Origin of the sequence: Variovorax sp. SRS16 (assembly GCF_901827165.1) — a bacterium.
Lineage (GTDB): Bacteria > Pseudomonadota > Gammaproteobacteria > Burkholderiales > Burkholderiaceae_C > Variovorax.
In genome coordinates this window covers 4,894,622-4,909,538 of record NZ_LR594666.1, presented here as the reverse complement: position 1 = coordinate 4,909,538, position 14,917 = coordinate 4,894,622, and the positions used below count along the sequence as shown (strand labels likewise).

The window sequence follows — 14,917 nt, the reverse complement described above, 5'->3', positions numbered from 1 at the left end:
GCACCGCAGCCCGCAGGGCGGAGGTTCTCTCATGAATGCCGGATCCGTCGCCCAAACGCTGGCCGAGCGGCTGGTTGCCGAGTGGTATTCGCTCGACGAGAGCGTGATTCCGGCGCATGTCCATGCGGCCACGACCCGATGCATCAAGGACACGCTGGGCGTTGCCCTGGCAGCCCGCGCCCTGGGCGTGGGCATGGCCGGCGTGCAGGTGGCGCTTCAGGATGCGAGCGTGCCGCAGTCGGCCTTGTGGGGCGCTGGCCTGCGCGTCTCGATGGAGGATGCCGCGCTCGCCAACGGAATGCTCTCGCATGCGCTCGATTTCGACGACACGCATGCGGCGGCGATCGTGCATTCCAGTTCGGTGCTCGTCCCCGCGGCGCTGGCGGTCGGAGAAGCGGTGCAGGCATCGGGCCGCTCGATCCTCGCGGCGCTCGTCGTCGGCTACCAGGTCGCCGCGCGCCTGGGCCGGCTGGCACCCGGGCCCTTCCAGGACAACGGCTTCCAGGCCACTTCGGTGCTGGGCACCTTCGCGGCGGCGATCGTCGCCGCCAGGCTCATGCGGCTTTCGCCGGACCAGGCGCTGAACGCCCTCGGCATCGCGGGGAGCATGGCGTCCGGATCGATGGCCTACCTGTCGGACGGCAGCGACGTGAAGCAGATGCACCCGGGCTGGGCGGCGATGTCGGGGATCCGCGCCGCCAAGTTCGCGCGCGCGGGTTTCCGCGGACCCCGCGCCATCTTCGAGCACCGGCTCGGGATCTTCCATTCGTTCGCGCGGGTCGACATCACCGACACCTGGCGCGACGCCTGCGGTGCGCCGTGGGAAGTGGCGCTCATGGGCCCCAAGCCCTATCCGGCCTGCCTGTGCGTGCACGCACCGGTCCAGGCCATGCTGCAGTTGCGCAGCGAAGGATGGGTGTCGCCGGATCGCATCGAGGACATCCGCGAGATCCGCTGCGAGGGGCCGCAGTGGTACCGGGAACTGGTGTTCGAACCGGCCGCATCGAAGATCGCGCCGCGTACACCCTACGAGGCGCGGTTCAGCGCGCCATGGTCGATGGCACGGGCGCTGCTGGACGGTGGCCTCGACGTGCGGAGCTTCTCGCCGGAGAAACTGTCCGACCCGGTGGCCGGCGCGCTCGCTGCGCGCACGGCTTTCACCGCGGAAGAATTGCCCGAGTTTCCGGCTTCCTTCCCGGCGCGGGTCACCGTGACACTGGCCGATGGCGCGCGGCGCTCGGCCTATGTCGCCCACAACCTCGGCACGCCCGGAAACCCGATGACCGACGACGACATCGAGGCGAAGTTCCAGGCTTGCATGGCCGCGGTGCTGCCGCCTGCCCGTGCCGACGAACTCTCGCACTGCATCGCCGGACTCGTCGAGGGCAACGGTGCGCAGCAGTTGTTCGAATGCCTGGGCCGCCTGGATCCCGCGGGCATGCAGCCGGAAATTTCAACCTACAAGGAGACAGAAAAATGCTAATTCATATCCGCAAGCTGGTGTTGGGTCTGGGCCTGGCCTGTGGCCTTGCGCTGTCGGCGCCGGCCCAGGTCGTCGAAGTCACGCCGGGGCTCTCGGTGGAGCAGATGCCGAAGGTCAAGGGGACCTATGTCTTCGCGCACGGCTTCGGCCTGATCTACGGCGCCATGCCGGTCGCGCGCCAGCTCGGCGTGGTCGAGAAGATGTTCCCGAACGCGAAGATCGAATGGGTCAACATCTTCACCACGGCACAGCAACGCGACGCGATGATGGCCGGACGCCTGAGTTTCGGTTCATGCACGCCGGGACCTTTTCTGCAGGCCTGGGACAAGGGCGTCGGCATGAAGTGGCTGCAGACGACGGGTGGCTTCGATGCCTATCTGATGGTTCGGCCGGACGGTCCCAATTCGCTGCTGGACTTCGTGGGCACGACCAGGAAACTCTCGCCGGGCCCGAACACGGCGCAGTACTTCACGGCACAGGAGGTGCTCAAGCGCGCGGGCAAGGACATCAAGGCATTGGACCGGAACTGGGTCAACCTGCCGCACCCCGATGCGATGCAGGCGCTGATCGCGGGGCAGCTGGACGGCCACTACGCGACGGCGGATTTCGCCCTCCGCTTGCAGGAGCAAGGCATGAAGAAGATCGGCAGCTTCAAGGAAACCTGGGGCTCGCTCTATGCGGTGGGGGCCTGCACGCTGGACAAGACCGTGTCCGAGCAGCCCGACCTGGTCCGCGGCTATGCCCTGGCATTGCGCAAGACGGCCGACTGGATGAACAGCCATCCCGAGGAGGCCGCCGATGCACTGAGCAAGTCGGTGGGCGGCAAGGTTCCGCCGGCGGAGTTCCTGAAATACCTCAAGTCCCCCATGTACCAGAGCTACACCACCGATGCGGATCTGAAGACGCAGGCGGAGGCCATGCGCAGTTTCGGCGCGCTCAACAACGCACCCAAATCGGCGGCGGACTTCTACGCGTTTCCTGCGGATGCCGGATCGAAGTGGTAGGGAGGCGAGATGAGAATGCCGAATGAGCAAATGATCGCCGTCGCGGCGGGCACGAGCGATGCGCTGGTCGAAGTCGACCGCGTATCGATCCAGTTTCCCGGCTCGCGCGGCCGGGGCACGGTCGTCGCCGTCGAGGATGTCTCCGTTTCCATCCGGCGCGGAGAGAAGTTCGTGCTTCTCGGGCCGTCCGGCTGCGGCAAGTCGACGTTGCTCACGGCCATCGGCGGCTTCATTCCCGTCTCGTCCGGCGAGATCCGGGTGGACGGCAAGGCCGTGACCCGTCCTTCGATGAACCGCGTGCTCGTGTTCCAGGACTTCGGGCAGCTGCTGCCATGGCGCACGGTGGTCAACAACGTCGAATGGGCCATCGCCAAGCGGTGGCCGAAGATGGGCGCGAAGGAGCGCGCCGAGCGTGCGTGCCACTACATCGAACGGGTGGGCCTGGGCGTGCAGGCGCAGCAGTATCCGAACACCCTGTCCGGCGGACAGAAGCAGCGTTGCGCGATCGCGCGCGCGTTCGCGATACAGCCCGAGATCCTGCTGATGGACGAGCCCTTCGGCGCGCTCGACGCCATCAATCGCGAGAAGATGCAGCACGAGCTGAATCGCCTGTGGGACGCGGAGGACAAGCGTGTGACCATCGCCTTCGTCACGCATGACGTGAACGAGGCTGTGCACCTGGGGCATCGCGTGATGGTGATGAGCCGCGGGCCGGGCCGGCTTCGCGCGCTCGTCGACAACCCGAACGTCGGCAGTCCGCCGCACGACGCCAGCGCACTCAAGCTGGTCGATGAACTCCGAGAACTCCTGAAAGACACGCCATGACGACTTCCGCCAACACCCTGCGAGCGCCCGCTGCGCGAAGCCCGCTGTGGGGCAGGATTCTTGGCGCCGGAGTCGCCAAGAAGCTGATCGTGCTGATCTTTCTTTGCTGCCTGTGGGAAGGCGTGGTGCGGCTGCTGGGCGTCAATCGGCTGCTGTTTCCGCCTTTCTCCGAAGTGGCCGTGCGGCTCGCGGCCGGGCTGGGATTGAACGGCAACGGCGAGCTCTGGACCTACATCTGGGAGACGCTGTCGGTCATCCTGCAGTCCTTCGCGATCAGCATCGTCATCGCGATCCTCTTCACCGGGTTCGCGGTCGCGAACAGCTGGGTGCGCGAATCACTCGGCGTGCTGACAGGGATCTTCCAGCCCCTGCCGTCGATCGCGCTGCTGCCGATGGCCATCCTCTGGTTCGGCTTCTCCCGCGAGTCGCTGGTCTTCGTCGTCGTGATGGCCATGGTCTGGCCGATCGCGTCGTCGCTGACCGTGGGCTTCGCGACCATCTCGCCCACCTTGTACCGATTGGGCCGGAACTACGAGCTGGGTCACCTGCGGATCATGACGGAGATCCTGTTGCCGGCGGCGCTGCCGATGATGATCTCGGGGCTGCGCGTCGGCTGGGGCTTCGGCTGGCGCACGGTCGTCGCGGCCGAGCTCGTCTTCGGCGCCACCGGCTCGGGCGGAGGCATCGGCTGGTACATCAACAACAGCCGCCTCTTCATGAACATCACCGATGGCTTCGCCGGCATCCTGCTGGTGATCATCGTGGGCCTGTTCACCGAAAGCCTGTTCCGCCTCGTGCAGTACTTCACCACGCACAAGTGGGGGACCGAGAACTTCTGAGGCAGGGCGAAGTTGCTCGCGATGGCTGCGCCCCGGCGAATCGCTGCCTGTGCGCTGGTGGCCTTGTGGGTGCTGCAGGAAGCGCGCTTCATCGTCCCGTCGTCGACGTGGATCGACCATGCAGGCGTCGCGGGGCTCCTCGTGTATTTCGGCGCCGCCTTCATCGTTTCGCAGCCGGCGCTGCGTGTCGTGGTGGCGCTGGTCACGCTCGGTGCGGTCGGCGTGGCGATCTGGCGCGACATCCCGCTGTCCCTGGTCGACGGCGCCCGGTCCGCGATCCTGTTCTCGGCATTTCTTGCGGCCATGCAGCTTCTCAAGGTGTCGCTGGAAGTCGATCCGCGGATGCACCGATTGCGCAGCCATCACTCGGCCCTCGACGCTGGGCAGCAGCATGATTCGCTGATGCTGCGCACGCATCTCGTCGGCGCGATCTTCGGCGCGGGCGGACTGGCCGTGGTGTCTCCGATCCTGGCTCCCGAGCGTTCGCGCGACCAGCGCACGACCTCGGCGGAAAGCGCACTTCAAGGGCTCGGCCTCGCGGTGCTCTGGTCGCCGTTCTTCGTGGCCATGGCGGTCTGTACGCGGCTGCTCGCAGGGATCGCGCTCGGCCCCGCCGTGCTGAACGGCGTGGCGATGGGTGCGATCGGACTGGTGTTGTCGCACGGCCTCTATGGCGGCCGGATCCGGTCCGCATGGCTCACGCCGCTTCTCAGGGCGCTGGTCGAAACACTGCTGCTCGCAGCGGCCATCGTGGCCTTTCATGAAGTCTGGGGCATCGGCAATCTCGAGGCCGTGGTGATCGGCGTACCGGTCCTGGCGCTGGTCATTGCGCGCCATGCACTGCGCGCGCAGGCCATGAACCTGGCGGCGCGGTGGTGCAGTTCACTGGAAGCGATTGCCGCCGAGGCGCTGGTGGTCGGCGCGGCGCTGGTGCTGGGTGAAGTGCTCAAGGCCCTGCTCGCGCAGGGCGTCATCGGCCTGCCGGCCGGCACGGCCGCGTGGCCGCTGCCCGTGCTGCTTCTCATGCCGACGGTCCTGATGTTGCTGACGTCCCTGGTCGGCCTGCATCCGATCATCTCCGCCAGCCTGCTGCTGCCGCTCCTGGGTTCCGTGAACACCCTGCATCCTGTGGTCGCCGCGGGCAGCGTGCTGCTGGGCTGGATGATGTGCGTCGTCCTGTCCAGGTTCGTCGTTCCGGTGATGTACGCCGCGGGCCTCTTCGGCGTGAGCTCCAACGAACTGGTGCGCGGCCGCAACCTGCGCTTCTGCGCGCTCTATGTTCCGTTCGCGCTGGTCTACCTCTGGATCCTGAATGCCGTGCTGACCCATTCCGCCGGCTTTTTCCAACTGAAGAAGCTCCTGCCGCTGATCGGGTAGTTGGGCCAATGGCCGGCGCGTGGGATGGGCACGACCGGGTGCTCGTGTCCTGGACCCGCGCTTTCAGCGCCAGGGACTTTTCGATCGGCATGGCGGCGCCGAAGCTGGCCTCGAGGCCGTGGCGCGCGCAATGGGGCGATCGTCGTCTCTTCCCGCCCAAATTGAAAAATCCATGTCCCAAATGGGCAAGGGCTTGTCGCGGGTGCCCCGGATACTGCCTGCGTTGGCGCATTGGCATTGCAGGCGATGTTCCGCACCGGGTTCTTCCACTCGGTTCGGCATTCTCAATATTCATCTTTCAATTCGGAGACCCATCACCATGAACTTCCTTGACGGCCACCTGTATCCCGAGAACCAGCAGCCTCTGATCATCACCGCCGCTCCCTATGCGCCGGGCTGGATTCCCTCGGACTTCCCGGAAGACATCCCGGTCACGATGGAGGATCAGATCCAGAAGGCTGTGGATTGCTACGAAGCCGGTGCCACCGTGCTGCATCTGCATGTGCGTGAAGCCGATGGCAAGGGCAGCAAGCGCCTGTCGAAGTTCAACGAGTTGATCGCCGGGGTGCGCGCCCGCGTGCCGGAAATGATCATTCAGGTGGGTGGCTCGATCAGCTTCGCGCCGGAAGATGACGGCTCGGCCGCCAAGTGGCTGAGCGATGACACGCGGCACATGCTGGCCGAACTCACGCCGAAGCCCGACCAGGTGACGGTGACCGTCAACACGACGCAGATGAACGTGACGGAGCATGCAGGCATTGACGACTTCAAGGGCGTTTCGCGCGGCTTCCCGCACCTCTATGCGACCTACAAGGACATGATCGTTCCCTCGAATCCCAGCTGGGCCGAGGAGCACATCCGTCGCCTGACGGCCGCCGGCATCCAGAGCGAGTTTCAGTGCTACAACATCAACAGCTTCGAAACGATCGAGCGGATGATTCGCCGCGGCGTCTACAAGGGCCCGCTGGTGATGAACTGGGTGGCCATCAGCGGCGGCATGGATCAGGCGAACATCTACAACCTGGCCAACTTCCTGCGTGCTGCGCCCGACGGCGCGGTGGTCACGGTGGAAAGCTCGGTGCTCAATGTGCTGCCCGTGAACATGATCGGCATTGCCCTGGGCCTGCATGTGCGCTGCGGCATCGAGGATGTGCTCTGGAATCAGACCCGCACGGGCAAGATGAGCTCCGTCGAGCAGATCAAGCAGCTGGTGCGCATCTCGACCGAATTTGGCCGCCCCATCGCGACGGCGCAGCAGGCACGGGAGATCATGAAGATCGGTGTCTTCTACGAGACGGCGGACGAGACGCTTCGGGAAAACGGCTTCGCGCCCAATCGCAACGGTGGCACCCAGGGATTCCTGCGCAAGCCGGCCTGAAGCCCCGCTTTGCGTCTTTGTGCCAGCGAACCTTGATCAAGGAAAGAATAGATGACGACGTCATTGACCCGTAGAGAGCTCGTACTGGGAGCAGTAGCATCCCTGATGAGCAATCTGGCCGGCGCCCAGGCCGGCAGGAGCTGGCCCTCACGCCCCATCAAAGTCATCGTGCCAGGTGGCGCAGGCGGTGTGTTGGACGCCATGGCGCGGAAGCTCTACACCAACCTCGGGAAAACGCTGGGTCAGGCACTGGTCATCGAAAATCGCACGGGCGCGAATGGATTGATCGGCAGCCTAGCGGTCAAGACCGCTGCACCGGATGGCTATACGCTTTTGCACAGCACAGCATCGTCCATGGTGATGGCCGAGGCACTGAATCCAGACCTCTCGGTGAAGACTCTGCGAGACCTGGAACCCGTGGCGCTGACTGCCGTAGGTGGTGTGCTGCTTGCAGTGCACCCTTCGGTGCCTGCGAAGACGCTCCCTGAGCTGGTTACTCTTCTGCGAAGCGACCCCAAGAAATATCAATCGTATGGAAGTTGGGGCGTCGGTTCGAATGGACACCTGACGATGGAGTGGATCAAGCAACGGGCAGGCCTGACCATCAACCACGTCCCCTATAAAACAACGCCTGCGTTGCTGACGGATATCATCGCCGGCGTGATTCCCATTGGCTGGGTCGACGTCGTTTCTCCGTTGGGCTTCATTACGCAAGGGAAACTGCGCGGCATCGCGTTGTCGGGCACGGTTCGCAGCCCCAAACTGCCTGACGTCAAGACGCTTTCCGAGCAAGGCTATCCGTTTACTGCGACGGGTTGGCAAGGTGTTTTTGCACCAAAGAATACGCCATCGGAGTTGCTTGATCGTCTGCATGCAGCCATCAATCATGAATTGGTGCAGCCGGAGTTCGCTGAATCACTTCGCCAACTGAACATCCCGCCTGCAACTCCCGTGAGCCGTCAAGAATTCACGAAGATGATCACGGACGACCTGGCTGCATGGCGGAAGGTCGTCGTGGACGGCAATATCAAGCCAGAGTGAGAGATCATGAAGATCGCCTCTCACGTCGACAAGATCAGTCGCCTTCTGCAATTGCGCGATCGACTCGACCCTCTTGCAGATTTCGAACTCTGGTACTGGACGTGTCTGACAGCGGGAACCAACATCTGGAACAGCTCGCTGCATGCAACGGGCTTCACCAGTGAAGATCGCGCTTTTTCCACGATCCCCGGTGTGCACGTCGTACCTCAGAGCGACGGAAGCTGCCGCAGGGAACTGCGCGGTCCGGGTGATGTGAGTCATGTCGGCTGGCCCGCCATTCCTGGCGACATGCCGGAGCCCGTCCAGCGACTGGAGGCCGCGTTGCATGCACTGGAAGATCACCGCGATCCTTGCCTGCGCGGAGACCGAACGCCCACCCAGGCGATTGTCGATGACTGCCATCTCGCGCTATCGCAAGCCATATCCGTCTACGAAGAATTGGTCCTTCGGGACATGCATCCATGACCCCGGAGAATCATCGCGATAAAGCAGAGCGGATTGAACGATCGCTCGCCAAGCTCACCGACTCGGATTGGGAAATTCGGATCGAGGCCGCCATGCTGGCAGGTACGCACTGGGTCAACTATGTGCTGCATCAAAGCGGCGTCAGTGAGATGTCGGAAGACATGGTGCATGCATCCATGTGCACGGTCAGCGTCCTTCGCAAGTACAAGCTTGCCGAGCCTGATCTGATTGCACGACTTGAAGAAATCGAGGAGCTTCGTCCCCAGTTCGTCCGCGGAGACATGGACGGAGGCGCAAACGCTGCGAACAGAGCACTCGAGTTGCTGGATCTGATAGGGGAACGAGCGCGAAAAATTGCCTGAACCGATACGGCGACTGCGAAGCCACTGTCTACAGACGACTGGGCGATTCCGTCCCGCGTTCGTCAACAGCGGCCATATCAGCGGTCAGCTTGCTCCATTGCGAGGCGCTGCAACCGAAAAGACTGCGGAACCAGCGACTGAAGCTGCTGAGCCTGGAGAAGCCCAACCGCTCGGCCACCTCGCTGAGGGGTATGTCACTCTCGCGCAGATGGCGCTTGACCAGATCCGATCGCACCTGGTCGAGCAGACGGCTGAAGGTGAGACCCTCCGCATCGAGTTGACGGTACAGCGTACGGCGATCGACGCGCAGGAGCCGTGCGACCTCCTGCGCATTGCAGGTGCCACCCGGCAGCAGTGCCAGGATGATCTGGCGACAGGCTTCCTGCGCGCTTTCACGCCGATCTTTGAGGGCCGCTTCCAGGTATTTGCGCGCGAATCCCGCCGACACCTGGTCTCCGGACCCGCGCGGTCTTGACAGGTCGATCGCCATGCAGACCAGGCCGTTGAACTCCTGATCGAATTTGACGCGCCGCCCGAAGAATGCCCGATGTGCGGAGACGTCCTTGGGTGGGCGATGTGTGAAGCAGACTTCGAGCGGTTGCCAATGCGGTCCGATCAATTCGCTCAGCATGCGAAACATGCTGCCCACAGCGAGTTCCGTCGACTGTCGCATCGCCAGCCCGGGGCTTGGCAGCAAGTCTTCACGGATGATGACCACGCTGGCAGCGTCTTCAACCCGGATGGTCAGCGAGGTGTTCACCAGTTTCAGGTAGCGGCACAGCGTGTCGAGCGCATCCCTCGGCGTGGGCTCCTCCCTCAGCACGAGACTGATAGGCCCGAGGGCAGACAGCTTGCGCTTGGCTGCAAGACGCAGCGCCAGATCTTCGGTCTGCGTGGCACGGGCGGTGATCTCGAGCAACTCGCGCGCGGCATCTCTCGGGATCAGCGTCTCGGGGTCTTCGAGCAACTTCGCGTCCAGCCCCACGGTTCGCATGAACACATGGGGGTCCCGCCCGAGCGACTCCACCAACTCGACGTAGCCGTTCAAGGTGGCGCTGCGCACCAGTCGAGAGATTGGTCTCCTGGACTCACTCATGAGGACCATTCTGGCACTGACCTGATCTCGAGAAAGCATTCCGGATGAGGTGATCTTCGAGGGCGGACCCGCAGGCCCGATCGGTCGGGTCTCCGGACTACGAGAGTTCGCGAATGAACGCCTCGGCCTGCGGCCACTCGCCATGGCCCGAAGCCGGATTCAGATGCCCGACCGCGCCGAGTTCGACGAAGCGGCTGCCCCACGCGCGCGCGAAGTCGCGGGCGCGATCGAGGCGCGTGAGGGGATCGTTGCTGCCTGCCGCCACGATGCTCGGAAAAGGCAAGGTGGCGCGGGGGATCGGCAGCCAGTCGTTTTGCTCGAGTGCATCGGTCGTCGGGTAGCCCGCCGGCATCGGCGTCTCGAGGTCCGCAGGTGCTGCCAGCAGGGCGCCGCGGATTTCGCGTGTGGCATGCCGGGCCGCCCAATGGGCCACCATCATCGCGCCCGCGCTGTGCGCGACGATGACCACCGGCCCTTCGATGGCGGCCAGCGCGCGATCGATCGCGTCGACGCGCGCGGCGCAACTCAGCTTGTCGTGCTCGAGCGGGGCGACGCTGCGCACACGAGGCAGCCTGGCCGCCAGCAGGGTCTGCCAGTGGTCCGGCACATGGTCACGCAGGCCGGGGACGATGAGAACGGTGGGTGCCGCGGAACTCATGTGCCGATCGTTCAGTACGGCAGGTCGCCGATGATGGCGGTGCGCTCCATCTTGCGGTGGCACGCCGGGTAGTCCATCACCGCGTAGTGCTGGGTCGAGCGGTTGTCCCAGAAAGCGACGCTGTTCTTCTTCCAGCGGAAACGGACCTGGTATTCGGGGATGTAGGCCTGGCTGATCAGGTAATTGAGCAAATGGCTGGCGCCCGGTGCCTTGTCCTGGCCGAAGCGAACGTTGGCCGGCGTATTGAAGTTGGTGAAGTGCGTCGTGAAGCTGCCGTTGACGAACAGCACCTTCTCGCCGGTTTCCGGATGGGTGCGCACGACCGGATGCTCGACGTCCGGAAACTGCGCCTTCAGCGCCAGGCGCTTCTCGATCGGCATGGCGGCGCCGAAGCTGGCCTCGATGCCGTGGCGCGCGCGCAAGGGGGCGATCGTCTTCTTGATGTCCTCGGGCAGTTGCCTGTAGGCCTCGACCATGTTGACCCACATCGTGTCGCCGCCCACGGGCGGGCATTCGACGCAGCGCAGCACGCAGCCGAACGGCGGCTTCTCGCGCCAGGTGGCGTCGGTGTGCCAGGAATTCTCGTGGCGCTCGGGTGGGCTTTCCGGTGTCTTGTAGATCTGAACCAGCCCCGGGTGGTCGGGATGGCTGCCCACCACGGGATGTTCTTCCAGCTCGCCGAAGCGGCGCGCGAACGCCACGTGCTGGGCGCGCGTGATGTCCTGGTCGCGAAAGAACACCACGCGGTGCTTGAGGAGAAGCGCCCGGATCTCCGCCATCAGCAGGTCGTCCTCGGCCGCCGCGCCGAGGTTGACGTTGCCGAGCTCGGCGCCGATCGTGCAGGTGAGCGGCTCGACCTGGATCGAACCGCCCAGAGAGGTCGCGCGGACCACTGCGGGTGCCGCCTTGAGGCCTTGAGTCATGAAGCTTGTCTCCTGGTGTCGGAAGGGGCCGATCGATGGGCCGGAGTGTGCTCGCACTCGCGTTCGCCCGCTTGACAATGCATGACAGGCACTTATCCTTCGATGCCAGATTCCACGCCGTTTTCCGATGTCGTCACTCGTCCGCGCTGCAAGCCTCACCAACTACAGCGAGGTCGCTCTGGCCGGCGGCCTGGACCCGGCGCGGATGCTCGTCGACGCGGGGCTGAGCCCGAGCGTCCTGCGCGAGCCGGACCTGCTGATCCCCGTCGAGCGCGTCGGGGAGTTGCTCCAGACCTCCGCCGTCATGTCGGGCAACGAGAGTTTCGGTCTGTGCATGGCCGAGTCGCGCCTGTTGTCCAACCTCGGCGCGGTGGGCATGCTGATCCGCGACCAGCCGACCCTGCGCGACTCGCTGAACGTGCTGATGCGCTACCAGGCGCTGCTCAACGGCTCGCTGTTGCTGATGATCGAGGAACGCGCCGGCGTGGTCGTGATCCGCGAGGAGGTCATGGCCGGCAATGCGCAGCAGCCCACCCGCCAGAGGATCGAGCTGGCGCTCGGGGTGATGTTGCGCTTGATGCGCCAGTTCCTCGGCGCCAGCTGGCAGCCGCGACGCGTGTGCTTCGAGCACTCCGCGCCGCGCGACCTCAGTGCACACCATCGGTTGTTCGGCCGCTGCATCGAGTTCGACTACGACTTCAACTGCATCGTCTGCGCGAAGGCCGATCTGGATACGCGCAACCCGTCGGCCGATCCGGCCATGGCGCGCTACGCGCAGCAGTTGCTGGACGCGTCGGCCCGACCGCAACAAGGGGCAAGAATGCTCGAGGACGTGCGGCGCACGATCCTGCTGTTGCTGCCCAGCGGGCGCTGCACCATCGAGCAGGTGGCCGAGCACCTGGGCGTGGTGTGCCGCACGGTCCAGCGCCGGCTGGCGGAACGCGACCAGAGCTTTTCGTCGATGGTGAACGACATCCGCAAGGAGCTCGTCACGCGCCATGTCATCGAGGGCGATCGTCCGTTGACCGAGGTGGCGATGCTGCTCGGCTTCTCCGCGCCGAGCGGTTTTTCCCGCTGGTACCACGCGCAATTCGGTTGCAGCGCCAAGGAGAGCCGGGCCGTGCGCGGCGCCGTGCACTCCCTGGCCGCCTGATCCTTTGCATCGCCCTGCGTGCGAACGCGGGCGACCGATGCCGAGGGCGTCGAGCAGCGCCCGCCGATGAGAGATCGGCAGGCTCACCGCACCGAGATCCGACATTGAAATTCAACGTGCGCGCCACGTCGAAGTAGGCCGTCCGCACGGCCGAACGTGCCGGCGTCCTGGTCGCGCGGCTTCATTCCTGCCGATGTGCTTCATGCCAGCTGGCGCGAAATGCTAAGCACTTGGCGTGAAATGGCAAGTCGCTTCCGAGCGGCCTGCCTAAAGTCGCGCTTCGTGATTTGGCGGGATCCATCACGCAAGACATCAGAAAAAAAGGAGACGGCGATGAGAGTGGAACCTCTGACCTGCAGCATTGGCGCCGAACTGATCGGTGTCAAGCTGGCAGATGCGGTGCATGACGCCGCGCTCTTCGATGAGATCAAGAAAGAGCTCATCCGCCATCGCGTGCTCTTCCTGCGCGACCAGGATTTCAGCCGTGCGGAGCATGTCGCGTTCGCGCGCCGCTTTGGCGAACTGGAAGATCATCCCGTGGTCGGCAGCGACCCCGAGCATCCCGGGCTCGTTCGGATCTACAAGTCGCCCGACAGCCCGCCCGACCGCTACGAGAACGCGTGGCACACCGATGCCACCTGGCGCGAAAAGCCGCCGTTCGGCTGCGTGCTGCGCTGCGTCGAATGCCCGCCCGTCGGCGGCGACACGATGTGGGCCAACATGGTCCTGGCCTACGAACAATTGCCGGACCACGTCAAGACACAGATCGAAGATCTGCGCGCGAGGCACAGCATCGAATCGACCTTCGGTGCGGCGATGCCGATCGAGAAGCGTCTGGCGCTCAAGGCGCAGTACCCCGACGCCGAGCATCCCGTGGTCCGCACGCATCCCGATACGGGAGAGAAGGTGTTGTTCGTCAATGGCTTCACCACCCATTTCACCAATTTCCATACCCCGGACCGCATCCGGTACGGGCAGGACGCCAATCCCGGCGGCGCGCTGCTGTTGAGCTACCTGATCAGCCAGGCCTACATCCCGGAGCACCAGGTGCGCTGGCGCTGGAAGAAGAACAGCGTGGCGATCTGGGACAACCGGAGCACCCAGCACTATGCCGTCATGGACTATCCGCCCTGCGTGCGCCAGATGGAGCGCGCCGGAATCGTCGGAGAGAAAGTCTTCTAGCCCCCGCGTTCACGCCATCTGCCTTTCACGTCGACCAACACCGAGGAGACCTTCATGAATTTCCTGGATGGGGATCACTTCCCCGAGAATCAGCAAAAGCTCGTCATCACTTGCGCGCCCTATGGCCCGGAATGGATGCCTTCGGACTTTCCGGAAGACATTCCCGTCACGATGGATGCCCACATACAGAAGGCGGTGGACTGCTACAACGCAGGCGCCACCGTGCTCCATCTGCACGTGCGCGAACTGGATGGCAAGGGGTCCAAGCGCCTGTCCAAGTTCAACGAGCTGATCGCCGGCGTGCGCGCCCGGGTGCCCGAGATGATCATCCAGGTGGGCGGGTCCATTTCGTTCGCGCCGGAGAGCGATGGCGAAGTCGCCAAGTGGCTTTCCGACGACACGCGCCACATGCTGGCCGACCTCACGCCGGCGCCCGACCAGGTGACGATCGCGATCAACTCCAACCAGATGAACGTGGTGGAACAGATGTGCGCGGCGGATCTCGCGGGCACCTCACTGGCGGAGCCCGACATGTACCGCGCCTACCGCGAGATGACGATCCCGGCAGGACCGGAGTGGGTCGAAGAGCACATCCGGCGACTGTCGGCCAAGGGCATCCAGACGCACTTCCAGCTCGCCAACATCACGCAACTGGAAACCGTCGAGCGGATGATGCGCCGCGGCGACTGCAACGTGCCGCTGATCCTGACCTGGGTGGCGATCGGCGGCGGCTTCGACCAGCCCAACATCTACAACCTGGCCAACTTCGTGCGCGCTTGCCCCGACGGTTCGGTGTTGACGCTCGAATCGTCGATGCTCAACGTGCTTCCGCTGAACATGATGGCCATCACGATGGGCCTGCATGTGCGCTGCGGGATCGAGGACAACATCTGGACTCAGCGTCGCGACCGCAAGTCCGGCAGCGTGGAGCAGATCGAACAGCTCGTGCGCATCTCGCACGAATTCGGCAGAGATATCGCCAATGCCAAGGAGGCGCGCGAAATCTACAAGATCGGCACCTTCTACAAGAGCGCCGATGAAGCGCTCGCCGCGAATGGCTTTGCGCCGCGCCGCAAGTCGGCAGCGCAGGCCATGCCTCAGCGTCTGGCGGCCTGAGCTTCGAATTCCTCA

At 64.4% G+C, this 14,917-nt stretch carries 15 protein-coding genes and 1 pseudogene; 12 read left to right on the top strand and 4 right to left on the bottom strand.

The genetic code is table 11. The features are described 5' to 3' along the window. Positions 1–31 precede the first annotated feature (31 nt). From E5P2_RS23720 to E5P2_RS23700, 5 genes are read left to right on the top strand one after another with little or no spacing between them, the layout of a single operon-like run. The gene (locus tag E5P2_RS23720) at positions 32–1,483 is read left to right on the top strand and encodes an MmgE/PrpD family protein (RefSeq protein WP_162569585.1); all 1,452 of its coding nucleotides are present in this window, start codon (positions 32–34) and stop codon (positions 1,481–1,483) included. Next, positions 1,477–2,487 carry an ABC transporter substrate-binding protein gene (locus tag E5P2_RS23715; protein WP_162569584.1) on the top strand — a complete coding sequence of 337 codons (1,011 nt, stop codon included), beginning with the start codon at positions 1,477–1,479 and terminating at the stop codon, positions 2,485–2,487. Before E5P2_RS23720 ends, E5P2_RS23715 begins: the two co-directional genes overlap by 7 nt. A gap of 15 nt (positions 2,488–2,502) precedes the next feature. Next, entirely contained in the window at positions 2,503–3,312 is an 810-nt protein-coding gene (locus E5P2_RS23710; protein WP_162569583.1) for an ABC transporter ATP-binding protein, read from the top strand. Then, a complete protein-coding gene (locus E5P2_RS23705) occupies positions 3,309–4,151 on the top strand; it encodes an ABC transporter permease (protein WP_162569582.1) in 843 nt (280 codons plus the stop codon). The genes E5P2_RS23710 and E5P2_RS23705 overlap by 4 nt, the downstream gene beginning before the upstream one ends. Before the next feature lie 21 nt (positions 4,152–4,172). Continuing rightward, positions 4,173–5,528: a hypothetical protein gene (locus E5P2_RS23700; RefSeq protein ID WP_162569581.1), complete on the top strand. Its 1,356-nt coding sequence runs from the start codon at positions 4,173–4,175 to the stop codon at positions 5,526–5,528. 29 nt (positions 5,529–5,557) lie between these two features. Here the strand turns inward: E5P2_RS23700 and E5P2_RS38380 are convergent. After that, positions 5,558–5,655 (bottom strand): annotated as a pseudogene (locus E5P2_RS38380) (taurine dioxygenase); the annotation flags it as partial. A 192-nt stretch (positions 5,656–5,847) separates the two neighbouring features. Here E5P2_RS38380 and E5P2_RS23695 point away from each other — a divergent pair. The 4 genes from E5P2_RS23695 (at position 5,848) to E5P2_RS23680 (ending at position 8,774) form a co-directional block, all read left to right on the top strand. Next, entirely contained in the window at positions 5,848–6,906 is a 1,059-nt protein-coding gene (locus E5P2_RS23695; RefSeq protein WP_162569580.1) for a 3-keto-5-aminohexanoate cleavage protein, read from the top strand. A gap of 105 nt (positions 6,907–7,011) precedes the next feature. Beyond that, the gene (locus tag E5P2_RS23690) at positions 7,012–7,947 is read left to right on the top strand and encodes a Bug family tripartite tricarboxylate transporter substrate binding protein (RefSeq protein WP_162569579.1); all 936 of its coding nucleotides are present in this window, start codon (positions 7,012–7,014) and stop codon (positions 7,945–7,947) included. Between the two features lie 6 nt (positions 7,948–7,953). Next, positions 7,954–8,412: a hypothetical protein gene (locus E5P2_RS23685; protein ID WP_162569578.1), complete on the top strand. Its 459-nt coding sequence runs from the start codon at positions 7,954–7,956 to the stop codon at positions 8,410–8,412. After that, a complete protein-coding gene (locus E5P2_RS23680) occupies positions 8,409–8,774 on the top strand; it encodes a hypothetical protein (protein WP_162569577.1) in 366 nt (121 codons plus the stop codon). The genes E5P2_RS23685 and E5P2_RS23680 overlap by 4 nt, the downstream gene beginning before the upstream one ends. A gap of 28 nt (positions 8,775–8,802) precedes the next feature. On the opposite strand, the gene E5P2_RS23675 is transcribed toward E5P2_RS23680, so the two are convergent. The 3 genes from E5P2_RS23675 to E5P2_RS23665 form a co-directional block, all read right to left on the bottom strand. Beyond that, positions 8,803–9,870: an AraC family transcriptional regulator gene (locus tag E5P2_RS23675; protein WP_174262693.1), complete on the bottom strand. Its 1,068-nt coding sequence runs from the start codon at positions 9,868–9,870 to the stop codon at positions 8,803–8,805. Between the two features lie 97 nt (positions 9,871–9,967). After that, positions 9,968–10,528: an RBBP9/YdeN family alpha/beta hydrolase gene (locus E5P2_RS23670; protein ID WP_162569575.1), complete on the bottom strand. Its 561-nt coding sequence runs from the start codon at positions 10,526–10,528 to the stop codon at positions 9,968–9,970. A gap of 11 nt (positions 10,529–10,539) precedes the next feature. Beyond that, the gene (locus E5P2_RS23665; RefSeq protein WP_197908604.1) at positions 10,540–11,391 is read right to left on the bottom strand and encodes a TauD/TfdA dioxygenase family protein; all 852 of its coding nucleotides are present in this window, start codon (positions 11,389–11,391) and stop codon (positions 10,540–10,542) included. A 187-nt stretch (positions 11,392–11,578) separates the two neighbouring features. Here E5P2_RS23665 and E5P2_RS23660 point away from each other — a divergent pair, with 187 nt between their 5' ends. The 3 genes from E5P2_RS23660 (at position 11,579) to E5P2_RS23650 (ending at position 14,902) form a co-directional block, all read left to right on the top strand. Further along, positions 11,579–12,604, top strand: coding sequence for an AraC family transcriptional regulator (locus E5P2_RS23660; protein WP_162569573.1), 1,026 nt, complete (start codon positions 11,579–11,581; stop codon positions 12,602–12,604). Between the two features lie 333 nt (positions 12,605–12,937). Next, positions 12,938–13,786, top strand: a complete 849-nt coding sequence (locus E5P2_RS23655) for a TauD/TfdA dioxygenase family protein (protein ID WP_162569572.1) — start codon at positions 12,938–12,940, stop codon at positions 13,784–13,786. Between the two features lie 54 nt (positions 13,787–13,840). Continuing rightward, positions 13,841–14,902 carry a 3-keto-5-aminohexanoate cleavage protein gene (locus E5P2_RS23650; RefSeq protein ID WP_162569571.1) on the top strand — a complete coding sequence of 354 codons (1,062 nt, stop codon included), beginning with the start codon at positions 13,841–13,843 and terminating at the stop codon, positions 14,900–14,902. Positions 14,903–14,917 lie beyond the last annotated feature (15 nt).

Coding starts and splice junctions, on each gene's coding strand:
- E5P2_RS23720 (WP_162569585.1), top strand. CDS start 32: ATGAATGCCGGATCCGTCGCCCAAACGCTGGCCGAGCGGCTGGTTGCC.
- E5P2_RS23715 (WP_162569584.1), top strand. CDS start 1,477: ATGCTAATTCATATCCGCAAGCTGGTGTTGGGTCTGGGCCTGGCCTGT.
- E5P2_RS23710 (WP_162569583.1), top strand. CDS start 2,503: ATGCCGAATGAGCAAATGATCGCCGTCGCGGCGGGCACGAGCGATGCG.
- E5P2_RS23705 (WP_162569582.1), top strand. CDS start 3,309: ATGACGACTTCCGCCAACACCCTGCGAGCGCCCGCTGCGCGAAGCCCG.
- E5P2_RS23700 (WP_162569581.1), top strand. CDS start 4,173: ATGGCTGCGCCCCGGCGAATCGCTGCCTGTGCGCTGGTGGCCTTGTGG.
- E5P2_RS23695 (WP_162569580.1), top strand. CDS start 5,848: ATGAACTTCCTTGACGGCCACCTGTATCCCGAGAACCAGCAGCCTCTG.
- E5P2_RS23690 (WP_162569579.1), top strand. CDS start 7,012: ATGAGCAATCTGGCCGGCGCCCAGGCCGGCAGGAGCTGGCCCTCACGC.
- E5P2_RS23685 (WP_162569578.1), top strand. CDS start 7,954: ATGAAGATCGCCTCTCACGTCGACAAGATCAGTCGCCTTCTGCAATTG.
- E5P2_RS23680 (WP_162569577.1), top strand. CDS start 8,409: ATGACCCCGGAGAATCATCGCGATAAAGCAGAGCGGATTGAACGATCG.
- E5P2_RS23675 (WP_174262693.1), bottom strand. CDS start 9,870: ATGAGTGAGTCCAGGAGACCAATCTCTCGACTGGTGCGCAGCGCCACC.
- E5P2_RS23670 (WP_162569575.1), bottom strand. CDS start 10,528: ATGAGTTCCGCGGCACCCACCGTTCTCATCGTCCCCGGCCTGCGTGAC.
- E5P2_RS23660 (WP_162569573.1), top strand. CDS start 11,579: ATGTCGTCACTCGTCCGCGCTGCAAGCCTCACCAACTACAGCGAGGTC.
- E5P2_RS23655 (WP_162569572.1), top strand. CDS start 12,938: ATGAGAGTGGAACCTCTGACCTGCAGCATTGGCGCCGAACTGATCGGT.
- E5P2_RS23650 (WP_162569571.1), top strand. CDS start 13,841: ATGAATTTCCTGGATGGGGATCACTTCCCCGAGAATCAGCAAAAGCTC.